This window comes from Pseudomonas sp. FBCC-B545 (genome assembly GCF_059134095.1).
In genome coordinates this window covers 1,792,050-1,806,125 of record NZ_CP101441.1, presented here as the reverse complement: position 1 = coordinate 1,806,125, position 14,076 = coordinate 1,792,050, and the positions used below count along the sequence as shown (strand labels likewise).

Sequence of the window (14,076 nt, the reverse complement as noted above, 5' to 3'; positions counted from 1 at the left end):
TACAGCCTATAGCGCGATGCGAAATTTATTGATACTTTCCGCAGCGGTGATCACCACGGAGTTCTAATAATGAAAAAAGTAATGCTCAAGACCACACTTAGCCTCGCCGTTGCCATGGCATCCTCCCAACTGTTCGCCAGCGGCTTTGCCCTGAACGAACAGAGCGTCAGCGGGATGGGTACCGGTTTCGCAGGTCGCTCGTCCTCTGCCGATGATGCAAGCACTGTGTTCGGTAACCCTGCCGGTATGGCACGCCTGGAAGGTCAACAGATCACCGGCGGTGTTGCAGCCATCGATGCCTCCACTGATATCAGCGACGTCAGCGGCCGCTCCCGCGGCAGCAACAAAGGCGACATGGTGCCTTTCACAGCCGTCCCTTTCGGTTTCTACACCAATAAACTCAATGATCAATGGTCCGTCGGTTTCGGCGTCTATGCACCGTTCGGGTTGGTGACTGATTACGAAAGCGGTTTCCAAGGCCGCGGCTTTGGCAGCAAAAGCGAAGTAAAAGTCATCACCTTCCAGCCGACGGTCAGCTACGCCTTCAACGACCGCGTTTCCGTCGGTTTTGGCCCGACCATCAACCGCATCGCCGGCACCCTGGAATCGGACCTGACGCTGAACGCTCGTGCGCCAGACACCAACATCAAGATCAAGGGCGACGACACAGCGTTGGGCTTCAATATCGGCGTGCTGGTACAAGCCACTGATACCACCCGCGTCGGCCTGACCTATCACTCCAAGGTCAGCTACAAGCTGGACGGCCACACCGAAGTCAGTGGCCCGGCTGCGACCGCTGGCGCCCTGCGCAGCAACCGCTACGATGCCTCGCTGAAGATCGATACGCCTGAGTCCTACGACCTGTCGGTCACTCAAGACCTGACCGACGCCTGGAAACTCTATGCGGGTGCAACCTGGACACGCTGGAGCCGCTTGAAAGACATCACCGTCAAGAACGAGGGGGTCGTCGGCGGTGCTTCCGGCGGCATACTCGCCCCTACCCTGGTCGGCACCATCAAGGAAGACCAGAACTGGCACGATACCTGGGCTTATGCCGTGGGTACGTCGTACCAGCTCACCAAACAAGTGGTGCTGCGTACCGGCCTGACCTTCGACCAATCGCCGACCAACAATACGGATCGTTCGCCACGTATCCCGACCGGCGACCGTACGATCTTCAGCCTGGGCCTGGGCTACGAGGTCATGCCGAACATGACCGTCGACCTGGCCTACTCCTACCTGAAGGAAGAAGACGTCAAGGTTTCGCGTTCCAACGCATTGGCCAGCTACAACGCCAAGTATGAAAACAGTGCCAACGGTTTCGGCCTGGGCATGACCTACCGCTTCTGATTCTCGGCGGTATAAAAAAGCCCCGCTCTCCTGCACAGGAGGCGGGGCTTTTCATTGGTCGCGGTTCAGGGTTTGGACGCCAATGCCTCTTCCACCGCCTTGATCAGGTCCGGGCTGTCCGGCTTGGTCACACTGGAAAAGTTGGCAATCACCTTGCCCTGGCGGTCCACCACGTATTTATAGAAATTCCACTTCGGCGCACTGCTCTGCTGCGCCAGCAGCTTGAACAGGTGCACTGCATCCGGCCCCCTGACTTTCTGCGACTCGGTCATGGTGAAGGTCACGCCGTAGTTCACGTAGCAGACCTTGGCAGTCTCCTCCCCGGTCTTGGCTTCCTGCTTGAAGTCATCGGACGGCACGCCTATCACTTCCAGGCCTTGGTCCTTGTAGCGCTGGTATAACGCTTCAAGGCCTTTGAATTGCGGTGCGAACCCGCAAAAACTCGCCGTATTTACGATAACGAGGGGCTTGCCGGCAAAGCGCTGGCACAGGTCAATGGACTCCTTGGCCCGCAGCTTGGGCAGTTGGCCCTCCAAGAGCGGCGGGCAGTCGGCAGCCATGGCCAAGCTGCCAACAGCCATGAGGACGGGTACAGCGAGCCAGCGCATCAGCATGTCGACATTCCTTGAGTCAGTTCAGGCATTGAAGTTAACAGATCGCCATGCCCAGTTGCATCAACGCCAGGCCGCCTTGCTGCCAGCCCCACCAGGCCAGTAGCAACAGGAGCAACCCTGCCGCCATCACCATCAAGCGCACCGCTACCCTCATGCCGCCTCCATCTGCGCCTGCACACGCGCCACCGGTCGCTCACGCACCGGCCAGTTCAGGGCCGCAGCGAGCAGGCTGAGCAGAATCGCCACCTGCCAGATCAAATCGTAGCTTCCGGTACGATCATAGACCACCCCGCCCAGCCAACCACCGAGGAATGAGCCGAGTTGGTGGAACAGGAACACGATCCCACCGAGCATTGAGAGGTTGCGTACACCAAACAAGGTCGCGACGGTGCCGTTGGTCAGGGGGACGGTGGACAACCACAGGAACCCCATCGCCATGCCAAACAGATACGCAGTGGCTTCGGTGACCGGCGCCCACAGGAACAATACGATCACCACGGCCCGCAACAGGTACAGGCCGGTGAGCAAGCGCGGCTTGGACATGCGCCCGCCCAGCCACCCGGCCGTGTAAGTGCCGAACACGTTGAACAGGCCGATCAAGGCCAGCACCGTGGTGCCCACCGTGGCCGGCAGGTGCTGGTCAACCAGGTACGCCGGCAAATGCACACCGATAAATACCACTTGGAAACCACAGACAAAAAAACCGAAGGACAACAGCCAGAACCCTGAGTGAGAGCAGGCTTCCTTGAGAGCTTCGCCCAGGGTTTGCTGGCCGACCGTGACCGGCAGCGGGCGATCCTTGAGCATCGCTACCAGCGGCAGGATCAACGCCACCATCAAGCCCAACGCCAGCAGTGCCGCAGACCAGCCCAACCAACCAATCAAGCCGAGGGTGCCGGGGACCATGGCGAATTGGCCGAAGGAACCGGCGGCGCTGGCGATGCCCATGGCCATGCTGCGTTTTTCCGGGGCTACGGCGCGGCCGACCACACCAAGAATCACCGAGAACGAAGTACCGGACAGGCCGATACCAATCAGCAAGCCTGCGCTCAGGGACAGCGACCACGCAGAGTCGGACATGCCCATCAGCACCAGGCCCGCGGCATACAACACGCCGCCGACAAACACTGCCTTGGTCGCGCCGAATCGGTCGGCCAAGGCCCCGGTAAATGGTTGGGCCAGGCCCCAGATCAGGTTCTGCAAGGCAATGGCGAAGGCAAAGGTTTCACGCCCCCAGCCAAATTCGCTGCTCATGGGCGACAGGAACAGGCCGAAGCCATGCCGTACGCCCAGGGACAACGCCAGGATCAGCGCACTCCCCACAAGGATCCAACCACTGGTGCGCCACATCGAGGTCATTTCTTATTCTCCGCTCGCGGGTATATACCCGCTTATAGTCGAACAAACCGCGCTTCAGGCGAGTTCGTCCAGCAAGGCCAACAACGTTTCGCGCTTTTCGGCGCCCAACTTATCAATCAGTTTCTGTTGCGCCGCTTCCCAGGCCGGCAAGGCCGCGGCCAGTCGCTCCTGCCCCGTTTCGGTCAAGACCACCAGGCGGTTGCGCAGATCGTCACCCTCGACCAACTGCACCAGCCCTTCGCCTTCCAACACGCGCAGATTACGCCCCAAGGTGCTACGGTCCAGGCCCATGGCCTCGGCCAGGCTGGAAATGCTCGGTTGGTCAAGGCGCTGCAAGTTACACAGCAGAGAATACTGGGCAACGTTGATCCCGAAGCCGTCGAGAGCGCCGTCGTAATGCCTGCTGACGCCACGGGCGGCGCGTCGCAGGTTGGTGCATAAACATTGGGAGGCAAGCATAGAGCGTGTATATACCCGGAGTTAAGGAAATGCAAGAAAGGGTTACAGGGCCAGCCCGACCAGTACAGCGACTTCGAGCAACTCCAAGAGCGCGCCAGCCGTATCGCCCGTGGTACCGCCCAGACGCTTGACCATCAAGTGACGCAGCCACACGAAGCACAGCGCCGCCAGCAACACCGCGATGCCGCCGTTGAAACCGCCAATCAGGATGCACGCCAGGCCGCTGAGGATCAGCACCTGTTGGCCGACAATCCGCGGTAAATGATCGGACAATGCCTGGCCCAATCCTCCTGCACGTACGTAGCGCGTGGTGAGAAACAGCGCCAACATCGAAGCCCGCCCGATCAGCGGCGCCAGGATCAAGGCAGCGCCATTGTGCTGTTCGATCAGGGCCACCAACGCGCTGAACTTGAGCAGCAACACCAGGCCCAGGGTGACCACCGCAATCGGCCCGCTGCGCGGGTCTTTCATGATGCTGAGGGTGCGCTCGCGGTCACCAAAGCCACCCAGCCATGCATCGGCACTGTCCGCCAGGCCATCCAGGTGCAGGCCACCACTGAGCAGCACCCAGGCCACCAATAGCAGTGCGGCATGCAGCAACAAGGGCGCGCCCATCAACATCAGGTTCAGGCCCCACAGCAACACGCCGAACAGCAGCCCCACCAGCGGATAAAACAGCAACGAGCGGCCCAACTCCTGGGGCTGTGGCATGCCCGGCAAGCGGATCGGCAGGCTACTGAGAAATTGCAGGGCGATCCAGAACGCCAGCATCATCAGGTTCCTTCCTTCAAGACACTATCGGCGCCAACCCGCAGGCTGAACAACGCGCCGTGGCCGACTTCGACATTCAGCAATTGCTCACGGGGCAAACCGCGTGCGCGGGCCAATAGCAGGCGCATCACGCCGCCGTGGCTGATCAATAGCACGCGCTGGCCAGCATAAGCCCGATGCAGTCGTGAGACAGCGCCGAGCACCCGCTCGGAAAACTCAATGACCGGCTCGCCTTGCGGCGGCGTGAACGCGTAGGGATCAGCCCAGAACAACCCCAGCCCTTCGGCGTCGGTTTCCATCAGTGCGGCTGCGCTTTGGCCTTCCCAGGCGCCGAAGTGAAGCTCCTGCACATCAGGCTCAAGACTTACCGGCACATTAAGCTGCGCCCCCAACTCCTGGGCAAACAAGGCACAGCGTTGCAGCGGTGAACTGATCAGACGATCCCACGGCCCCTGCCCCACCACGGCGGCACGCATCTGCGCCCAGCCCTTGGCAGTCAATGCATCGTCCAGGCTGCCACGCAGGCCGCCGCCCAGCTCGGTTTCGCCGTGGCGCAGCAGGTCCAGGTGCAAGGTCATGCGGGGCGATCCGCCACGGCCGCTTCGGCAAACGTCGCCATCTGCCCATGCAGTGCACACGCCAGGCGCAACAACGGCACCGCCAGCGCCGCGCCACTGCCCTCGCCCAGGCGCAGGCCCAGCTCCAGCAAAGGTCGGGCATCCAGGCTGTGCAGCACATGGCGATGGCCCGGCTCGGCGCCCCGATGGCCGAACACCAGCCATTGGCGGCACGCCGGGTTCAAGCGCACCGCCACCAGGGCGGCAACGCTGCAGATAAAGCCATCCACCAGCACCGCAATACCTTCTTGGGCACAGGCCAGATAAGCGCCGACCAGCGCCGCCATTTCAAAGCCGCCGAGGTTGAACAGCGTTTGCAACGCATCACCACGCTGAGCGGCATGCAGCGCCAATGCCCGCTCGATGACCGCGATCTTGTGGCTGACACCCGCGGCATTCAAACCCGTGCCCGGGCCTGTCAGGTCACTCACCGGGCAATCCAGCAAGGCACAGGCCAAGGCGCTGGCCGCAGTGGTATTACCGATGCCCATCTCGCCGCCGATAAACAACTGCGCGCCGCTGTCCAGGGCGCGGCTCACGCTGTCTCGTCCGGCTTGCAGGGCCAGTTGCCCCTGGGCCTGAGTCATCGCCGGGCCATCGACGAAATTGGCCGTGCCCGCGCCGATATTCAGGTGACGCACACCGGGCAAATCCAGCGACGGCGTGACGGTACCGAGGTCGACCACTTCCAACTGCGCATCCAGCTGCCGCGCCAATACACTGATCGCCGCACCACCGGTGACAAAGTTATGCAGCATCTGCCCAGTCACCTCCTGGGGAAATGCCGACACGCCTTCGGTCACCACGCCATGATCGCCCGCAAAAATCGCGATCCACAGTCGATCTACCGACGGTTTGACCTGGCCCTGCAAGCCAGCCAACTGCACCGCCAGCGCCTCCAACTGGCCGAGGGAACCAGCAGGCTTGGTCAACTGCTGCTGGCGCGCCAGCGCCTGTTCGTAAGCAGAGGCATCGATGGCCTTGCAGGGCTTGAGCCACCAGGAATCCGTCATAACGCAGTACCTTTCAAAGTCAGGGGCAGACCGGCGACCGTCAACACAACACGCTGACACCGCTCGGCCAAGGCTTGATGCAGCCAACCGGCTTCATCCACATAACGGCGAGTCAATTCGCCCAGCGGCACGACACCCAGACCGGTCTCGTTGCTGACAAAAATAATTTCACCCGGCAGCGACGCCAGGGTTTGCAGCAGTTGATCACGCTCGAACGCCATGCGATCGGCGTCTTCGAGCATCAGAAGATTGGTGAGCCATAACGTCAGGCAGTCCACCAACAGGCAATGGTCGGCAGCGGCGTTTTCACCCAGTACCCGCGCCAGCTCAAGGGGTTCTTCAATCAACCCCCAATGGCCCGGACGACGCCCACGATGCAAGGCAATCCGCTGATTCATTTCACCGTCCAGCGGCTGGCTGGTGGCGATATACGTGACGGATAAACCGCTGTCGCTGGCGAGCTTTTCAGCAAGGCGACTCTTGCCAGAGCGTGCGCCGCCCAAGATCAGTTGGAGCATGGAATAAGCCCTGTAAAAGTCATGGATGGAGCGGGAAGCCAGAATGAACGCGGCGCTCTCAGTTCTTTCGCCGGCAAGCCCGCTCCCACAGAAAAGCAAAAGCCCGCCGCCAACCGTAACCACGATGCGTAGCGAGCCGCTCTTGATCTTGCTTTTGATCTTAGGCGCCCCGTTAAACCACGCTGGCCGAACGCAGGCTTGGATCCGTGAGTAACCCGGCAGGACGCCGGGTTAGCCGTCCTGGGCCAGGGATGGCCCAGGACGGCGGCCCACGGATTCAAGCCGGAGTGAGGGCACACCGAGCCTGGGCGAGGTGCCGAGTGGTGGGGCAAGAGCGTTTTAGTTACTTTTGCGCTTTTCAAAAGTGACCCGCTGTAAGAGCGGAACCATAAGTGGCCGTTACCGCAGCAATGGATATGTACACCGACAGGCCGCCATCGGGGGCAAGCCCCCTCCCACATTCGGATCGCGTACACACTGTCAAATCCCACATAGGTTGCGCAACAAATCGGTGCCCAAATGGCGCTCAACCAAGCCCGCCATCCGCTCAATATCACGCTCACGAATGAACGCGGCGCTCTCAGTTCTTTCGCCGGCAAGCCCCCTCCCACAGAAAAGCAAAAGCCCGCCGCCAACCGTAACCACGATGCGTAGCGAGCCGCTCTTGATCTTGCTTTTGATCTTAGGCGCCCCGTTAAACCACGCTGGCCGAACGCAGGCTTGAATCCGTGGGCAACCCGGCAGGACGCCGGGTTAGCCGTCCTGGGCCAGGGATGGCCCATGACGGCGGCCCACGGATTCAAGCCGGAGTGAGGGCACACCGAGCCTGGGCGAGGTGCCGAGTGGTGGGGCAAGAGCGTTTTGGTTACTTTTGCGCTTTTCAAAAGTGACCCGCTGTAAGAGCGGAACCATAAGTGGCCGTTACCGCAGCAATGGATATGTACACCGACAGGCCGCCATCGGGAGCAAGCCTCCTCCCACATTCGAACACCGTCAGATCCCACATAGATTGCGCAACAAATCGGTGTCCAAATGGTGCTCAACCAAGTCCGCCAGCCGCTCGATATCACGCTCACGCAACCCGTGATAATCCACCTCCTGCACATCCTGCAACCCAGCCCAACGCAACAACGCACTGCACGCCGCCGGCGCCTCAAACAGCCCATGCAGATAGGTACCAAGAATCTGCCCATCAGCGCTCAGCGCCCCATCGCTGCGCCCATCGTCCAGCACCACGGCCGCGCTCAATAGGGCCTCACCCGACGTCACCCCTGCATGAATCTCATACCCACTGACCTCCGCCTCCTCGAGCACCAAGCGCCCGCGTACATTACGCAGTTGCTTCTCCTCCTCCAGCGTCGTAGCAAACGCTAGCAGCCCAAGACCAGCACTCGACCCGGCCACACCCTCCAGCCCAAGCGGGTCATGCACCTGCTCACCCAGCATCTGCAACCCACCGCAGATCCCCAGCACCTTGCCGCCATAACGCAAATGCCGCGCCACGGCCGTATCCCAACCATTGGCACGCAAGAACGCCAAATCGCTGCGCACGCTCTTCGACCCCGGCAGGATGATCAAGTCAGCCGCAGGAATCGCCTGGCCCGGCCCGACAAACTGCAAATCCACCTGGGGGTGCAGGCGCAACGGGTCGAAATCCGTATGGTTGCTGATACGCGGCAACACCGGCACCACCACCTTGAGCACCTGGGCGGCCTTGTTGACCTGGCGCTGATCGATACCGTCTTCGGCCTCCAGATGCAGGTCCATCACATAGGGCAACACCCCCACCACCGGCTTGCCGGTGCGCGCCTCCAGCCAATCCAGCCCAGGCTGCAGCAGCGCGATATCACCGCGAAAACGGTTGATGATGAAACCCTTGACCCGCGCCTGCTCACTGGGCGACAGCAGTTCCAACGTGCCGACCAGATGGGCGAACACACCGCCACGGTTGATATCGGCGATCAACAGCACCGGGCAATCCACTGCTTCGGCGAAGCCCATGTTGGCAATGTCGTTGGCACGCAGGTTGATCTCGGCCGGGGAACCCGCGCCCTCGACCATCACCACCGGGTAGGCTTGGCTCAAACGCGCGTGGGAAGCCAGTACCGCTTGCATCGCGATAGCCTTGTAGGCGTGATAGGCCACGGCGTTCATGCTGGTCACGGCGCGGCCATGGATGATCACTTGGGAGCCGGTATCGCTGTTGGGCTTGAGCAACACCGGGTTCATATCGGTGTGGGGCGCCAGGTTGGCGGCCTGGGCCTGGACCGCCTGGGCACGGCCGATTTCGCCGCCTTCGGCAGTGACGGCGCTGTTGAGCGCCATGTTCTGCGGTTTGAACGGCACCACCGCCACGCCCTGGCGCACCAGCCAGCGACACAGCGCAGTCACCAGGGTGCTCTTGCCGGCATCGGAGGTGGTGCCCTGCACCATCAAGGTGCTCATGTGGCGTCCTTGTAGGCGGCCAGGGCCTGGTCGAGTCGCAGCCAATCGGCGTCGGTATCGGGCAGGCCGAAACGCACGCTGCTGTCATGCACAAACAGGCGCAGCAGAATGCCGCGCTGGGCCATGAACTCGTGCAGGCGTTCGGCGTGCGGCGTAATCAACCACTGGAACAACGCGCAACCGCCGTGGGGCTCAAAGCCCCGGCTTTCAAGCAGTTCGAACAAGCGCTGGCCGGCTTCGATGCAGCGCTTGCGCTGGCGGGTGTGCCCGGCGGTATCGCGCAGGCACACTTGGCCCAGCACCCGTGTCGGCCCGCTGACGGCCCAGGGCCCGACCTGTTCGGCGAGCAACTTGAGCAACTTGCGTTCGGCCAGCACAAAACCCAGGCGCACACCCGCAAGGCCGAAGAACTTGCCGAATGAACGCAGCACGATCAAACCGACCTCATGGGTATGGCTGGCCAGGCTCAACTCTGGGGTAACGTCCATGAAGGCCTCGTCCACTATCAGCCAGCCACCGCGCTGGGCCAACCGTGCATGCCAGTCCAGCAGGCGCTGCGGTGGCAGGCTCAGGCCCGTGGGATTGTTGGGGTTGACCACCACCAGCACGTCGAGGCCGTCAAGATAGAAATCGACCTCCTGCTCCTGCACTTCGCGCACCACGTAGCCAGCGCGACGCCAGGCTTCGGCGTGCTCGGCATAACAGGGCGAGAGCACGCCGACCTTGCCGGAACGACGCAGGCGCGGCAGCAGTTGGATCGCGGCCTGGGAGCCCGGCACCGGCAACAACTGGGCGGTACCGTAATAGTCGCTGGCGGCCTGCTCCAGGCCGTCGTCGCTTTCCGGCAGGCGCGCCCAGGCACGCAACGGGATCTCGGGAATCGGCCACGGCCAGGGCGCCAGGCCACTGGACAGGTCGAGCCAATCCGCTTCGGCAATCCCATACTCAATCGCGGCCTTTCGCAGCCGACCACCGTGTTCAAGCATAGATTTGTGCCCCTACGCACAGGACCAACAACCACAACCATACGCCGCGTTGCACCAGTTGCCAGCCGCGATCAATGGAATCGGCATCGGCGGGTGGGCCTTCACCCAACGGCGGGCGCTGATGTATCTCGCCGTGATAAATCGCCGCACCGCCCAGCTCTACCCCCAGTGCACCGGCACCGGCGGCCATCACCGGCCCGGCGTTGGGGCTGTCCCAGGTCGGGCCCTGGACGCGCCAGCATTTGAGGGCCAAGCGGGTTTTGCCCAACAACGCGTAGGTCAAAGCCACCAGGCGCGCAGGAATATAGTTGAGCACATCGTCTATCTTGGCGGCCGCCCAGCCAAAGCGTTCGAAGCGTTCGTTGCGATAGCCCCACATGGCATCCAGAGTGTTGCTCAGGCGATAGAGCACCACCCCTGGCACACCGGCCACCACGAACCAGAACAGCGCGGCGAATATCGCGTCGCTGCCATTTTCCAGCACCGACTCAGTGGCGGCGCGGGCGACTCCAGTGCGGTCCAGTTCGCTGGTCTGGCGGCTGACCAGGTAGCTCACGCGTTTGCGCGCCTCGTCCAGGTCATCCCTGCGCAGAGCCTGGGCTACCGGGGTCACATGCTCGCCCAGGCTGCGCATGCCAAGGGCGCAATACAACGCCAGGATTTCCACGAGCCAGCCAATAAACGGCGCCCATGACAAAGCCGTGGCCAGCAGGGTCAGCGGCACCACCGCGATAAACCACGCGGTCACGCCATGGCTGCGCCAGCCGCGCCCACCGGTATTGAAACGCTGCTCGATACGCCCGGCGAAATTGCCGAACGCTACCAGCGGATGCCAGCGCCTGGGCTCACCCAGCAGCGCATCCAGCGCCACCGCAGCGACACACAGCAAGGCCACACTCATTGACTCACTCCCCACTTGTTTTCATACAGCATGTCACTCAGCGGTCGCGGCTCGGTCCAGCCTTCAAGCTGCAACATCGGTGCCGGATAGAACTCAGCCACCGGCCCCAAGCACAGTACGGCCAGGGGTTTCGCGCCGGGTGGCAGACCCAGCAGTTCGGCCAACGCCTGGGGTTCGAACAGCGACACCCAGCCCATGCCCAGGCCCTCCACTCGCGCCGCCAGCCACAGGTTCTGGATGGCACAGGATAGAGACGCCATGTCCATTTCCGGCAGGGTGCGGCGCCCGAAGATATGGCGCTCGCGATCATCCATCAGTGCGGCCACCAATACCTCGGCGCAGTCGTTGATGCCTTCGACTTTGAGCTTCATGAACTCATCGGAGCGCTCGCCCAGGGCCTGCGCGGTGCGCACGCGCTCTTCTTCCACCAACTGCTGGATCTGGCTGCGCAACGGGCGGTCGCTGATGCGGATAAAACGCCATGGCTGCATCAGACCTACACTGGGTGCCTGGTGCGCGGCCTGGAGCAGGCGGTGCAACAGTTCCGGGGCGACGCTGCCGCCGGTGAAGTGGCGCATGTCGCGGCGTTCGGCGATGGCGCGGTAGACGGCCTGGCGGTCGGCTTCGGGGAAGGCGTTGTCAGTCATGGCCTCATCGGGGGCAAGCCCCCTCCCACATTGGATTGGGTTTCAACTCGGTCAACTGTGGGAGCTGGCTTGCCTGCGATAACGGTCTCAAGGTCTGGCGCGAACAACGCGGCCACCGCGCCAGGATTGGACGGGAAATAAAAGTGCACGTAGGACGCGGTCATCCGCCCTTGGCGGTACACCGCTTCGGCACCGCGCCCACCGTTGGGGCTCAGGCCGCGGGCAATCGGCGCCCATTCGGTGTTGGTCAGGGAATGGTGGTAGGTGTGGCCACGCAGGACACCTTCCGGCAGTTCGACGCTTTGCAGAGCCAGGGCTGCAAGTTTCTTTTGCATCACCGCATCGCCCTGTAGCAGGCCCACCAGTTCAGCACGAGAACCGTGCACATCGGTGAGCGAATCGAGCAGGTAGAGCATGCCGCCACATTCAGCAAGCAGCGGTTTACCGGCGGCGTGATGCGCACGGATGGCCTCCAGCATCGGGACATTGGCCGACAGGGCCTGGTGGTGCAATTCCGGATACCCGCCGGGCAGATACAGACTGTCAGCTTCCGGCAATTGGCGATCATGGATCGGTGAGAAAAAGCTCAGCTCAGCGCCCATCACCCGTAACAGGTCAAGGCTGGCGCCGTAGGTAAAGGCAAAGGCTTCGTCACGGGCCACGGCGATGCGCACGCCGGCGAGCAACGGCTCGGCCTCGATCACTGCGGGCGCGGCAAAGGTCACGGGCGGCGGCAGGGCCACTTCACAACTGCTGCCCAAGGCCTGGGCGGCGGCGTCCAGGCGCACATCGAGGTCATTCAATTCACTGGCTTGCACCAGGCCCAGGTGGCGGCTGGGCAATTCGATGCCGGTCTCTCGGGACAACGCGCCGTACCAGCGCAAGCCCTCGGTGAGGCTGCCTTCGAGCAACTGGGCATGACGCAAAGTACCGACGCGGTTGGCCAGCACGCCAGCAAACGGCAGGTCGGGTTGATAACGTGCCAGGCCCAGGGCCAGGGCGCCAAAGGTCTGGGCCATGGCGGTGCCATCGATCACGCCCAGTACCGGCACGCCGAAGTGCCGCGCCAGGTCGGCGCTGGAGGGCGTGCCGTCGAACAAGCCCATCACGCCTTCAATCAGGATCAGGTCGGCCTCCCCTGCCGCTTCCCAGAGCAGACGGCGACTTTCCTGCTCACCGACCATCCACATGTCCAGTTGATACACCGGCGCACCGCTGGCGCGCTCGTGGATCATCGGGTCGAGAAAGTCCGGCCCGCATTTGAACACGCGTACCTTGCGTCCCAGGTTGCGATGCAAACGCGCCAGCGCGGCGGTGACGGTGGTTTTGCCCTGGCCGGACGCCGGAGCGGCGATCAATACGGCCGGGCAATGACGAGGCTGATTCAAAGTTCGACGCCTTTCTGGGCCTTGATACCGGCCTGGAACGCGTGCTTGAGCATGCCCATTTCGGTGACGGTGTCGGCCATTTCAATCAGTTCGGGCTTGGCGCCGCGGCCCGTGACCACCACATGCTGCATCGGCGGGCGCGATTGCAGGTCGCTGAGTACCTGGTCCAGGTCCAGATAGCCGTGCTTGAGGGCAATGTTCAGCTCGTCCAGCACCACCAGGCCGATAGAGGCGTCTTGCAACATCGCACGGGACACGGCCCAGGCCGCCTCGGCGGCGGCAATGTCGCGCTGGCGGTCCTGGGTTTCCCAAGTGAAGCCTTCGCCCATCACATGGAAGCGCACCTGCTCGGGAAAGCGTCGGAAGAACAGCTCTTCGCCAGTGCTGTTGCGGCCTTTGATGAACTGCACCACACCGCACTGCATGCCATGGCCCATGGCGCGGGCCAGCATGCCGAAGGCCGAGCTGCTCTTGCCTTTGCCATTGCCGGTCAATACCAGCAACAGGCCGCACTCATTCGGTGAATTGGCGATGCGCTCGTCGATCACGGCTTTTTTGCGCAGCATGCGCGCCAAGTGGCGTTCGTCGCGGTCGGGGGAATCGGTCATGGCAGCTCTCCGTTGGGGCTGGACAAAAAACGGCGGGCAGGAAAAAAGAAAAAACAGACAGCCAAGCATCGCCCACCGTGATGCTGTTGAATGTTCAAGGCCGGTCTCCGGACTCATGAGTGGCGCGTCTTATCGAAGCAGCCGAGGGCGCGCCTTCCCATATCGCGGGCGATACAGTGGCAAACAGCACCGTCTTGACTCATTTACCGTTGCGGGGGCAGCGCCGGAATCGCGGCAACACTGTGTACAAGTGCGCTCACTCACCGGCTTCCCTGTTTCACTCTGCCGACGCGCACGCCACAGAGCACCTGGAACAAGCCGCGAAGGTTAGTGGGTTGGGGGTGGAGCGTCAATTAAAGCTGGCCTGGTACTTGAACCATCCGTACACCCTGCTTCTCTA

14 protein-coding genes and 1 riboswitch are annotated in these 14,076 nt (G+C 62.4%); of the genes, 1 reads left to right on the top strand and 13 read right to left on the bottom strand.

Features of this window, described 5'->3' with window-relative positions; genetic code table 11:
• Positions 1–69: 69 nt before the first annotated feature.
• Positions 70–1,350 (top strand): OmpP1/FadL family transporter, encoded by a 1,281-nt coding sequence (locus tag NMB39_RS08425; RefSeq protein ID WP_057023054.1) that lies wholly within the window; start codon positions 70–72, stop codon positions 1,348–1,350.
• Positions 1,351–1,415: 65 nt separating this feature from the next.
• Here NMB39_RS08425 and NMB39_RS08420 read toward each other — a convergent pair whose 3' ends face one another.
• From NMB39_RS08420 to cobO, 13 genes are all read right to left on the bottom strand, one after another.
• Complete coding sequence (locus tag NMB39_RS08420) at positions 1,416–1,964, bottom strand: glutathione peroxidase (RefSeq protein ID WP_367236070.1); 549 nt, start codon at positions 1,962–1,964, stop codon at positions 1,416–1,418.
• Positions 1,965–2,114: 150 nt separating this feature from the next.
• Positions 2,115–3,314, bottom strand: coding sequence for an MFS transporter (locus NMB39_RS08415; RefSeq protein ID WP_306958651.1), 1,200 nt, complete (start codon positions 3,312–3,314; stop codon positions 2,115–2,117).
• Positions 3,315–3,377: 63 nt separating this feature from the next.
• Positions 3,378–3,782, bottom strand: coding sequence for a MarR family winged helix-turn-helix transcriptional regulator (locus tag NMB39_RS08410; RefSeq protein WP_046071758.1), 405 nt, complete (start codon positions 3,780–3,782; stop codon positions 3,378–3,380).
• A 42-nt stretch (positions 3,783–3,824) separates the two neighbouring features.
• A complete protein-coding gene (locus NMB39_RS08405) occupies positions 3,825–4,553 on the bottom strand; it encodes an adenosylcobinamide-GDP ribazoletransferase (protein ID WP_057023162.1) in 729 nt (242 codons plus the stop codon).
• 2 nt (positions 4,554–4,555) lie between these two features.
• Entirely contained in the window at positions 4,556–5,131 is a 576-nt protein-coding gene (gene cobC / locus NMB39_RS08400; RefSeq protein WP_494339415.1) for an alpha-ribazole phosphatase family protein, read from the bottom strand.
• Positions 5,128–6,183, bottom strand: a complete 1,056-nt coding sequence (gene cobT, locus NMB39_RS08395; RefSeq protein WP_494339416.1) for a nicotinate-nucleotide--dimethylbenzimidazole phosphoribosyltransferase — start codon at positions 6,181–6,183, stop codon at positions 5,128–5,130. Before cobT ends, cobC begins: the two co-directional genes overlap by 4 nt.
• On the bottom strand, positions 6,180–6,701 hold the full coding sequence (gene cobU / locus NMB39_RS08390; protein WP_494339417.1) for a bifunctional adenosylcobinamide kinase/adenosylcobinamide-phosphate guanylyltransferase: 522 nt from the start codon (positions 6,699–6,701) through the stop codon (positions 6,180–6,182). The genes cobT and cobU overlap by 4 nt, the downstream gene beginning before the upstream one ends.
• A gap of 993 nt (positions 6,702–7,694) precedes the next feature.
• A complete protein-coding gene (locus NMB39_RS08385) occupies positions 7,695–9,146 on the bottom strand; it encodes a cobyric acid synthase (protein ID WP_057023060.1) in 1,452 nt (483 codons plus the stop codon).
• The gene (cobD, locus tag NMB39_RS08380) at positions 9,143–10,132 is read right to left on the bottom strand and encodes a threonine-phosphate decarboxylase CobD (protein ID WP_057023061.1); all 990 of its coding nucleotides are present in this window, start codon (positions 10,130–10,132) and stop codon (positions 9,143–9,145) included. Before cobD ends, NMB39_RS08385 begins: the two co-directional genes overlap by 4 nt.
• Positions 10,125–11,033, bottom strand: coding sequence for an adenosylcobinamide-phosphate synthase CbiB (gene cbiB, locus NMB39_RS08375; protein ID WP_494339418.1), 909 nt, complete (start codon positions 11,031–11,033; stop codon positions 10,125–10,127). Before cbiB ends, cobD begins: the two co-directional genes overlap by 8 nt.
• Positions 11,030–11,680: a 5,6-dimethylbenzimidazole synthase gene (gene bluB / locus NMB39_RS08370; protein WP_198718895.1), complete on the bottom strand. Its 651-nt coding sequence runs from the start codon at positions 11,678–11,680 to the stop codon at positions 11,030–11,032. Before bluB ends, cbiB begins: the two co-directional genes overlap by 4 nt.
• Positions 11,677–13,068, bottom strand: coding sequence for a cobyrinic acid a,c-diamide synthase CobB (locus NMB39_RS08365; RefSeq protein ID WP_057023063.1), 1,392 nt, complete (start codon positions 13,066–13,068; stop codon positions 11,677–11,679). The genes bluB and NMB39_RS08365 overlap by 4 nt, the downstream gene beginning before the upstream one ends.
• The gene (gene cobO, locus NMB39_RS08360) at positions 13,065–13,676 is read right to left on the bottom strand and encodes a cob(I)yrinic acid a,c-diamide adenosyltransferase (RefSeq protein WP_057023064.1); all 612 of its coding nucleotides are present in this window, start codon (positions 13,674–13,676) and stop codon (positions 13,065–13,067) included. Before cobO ends, NMB39_RS08365 begins: the two co-directional genes overlap by 4 nt.
• An 81-nt stretch (positions 13,677–13,757) precedes the next feature.
• Positions 13,758–14,003: riboswitch (cobalamin riboswitch) on the bottom strand.
• Between the last annotated feature and the right edge of the window lie 73 nt (positions 14,004–14,076).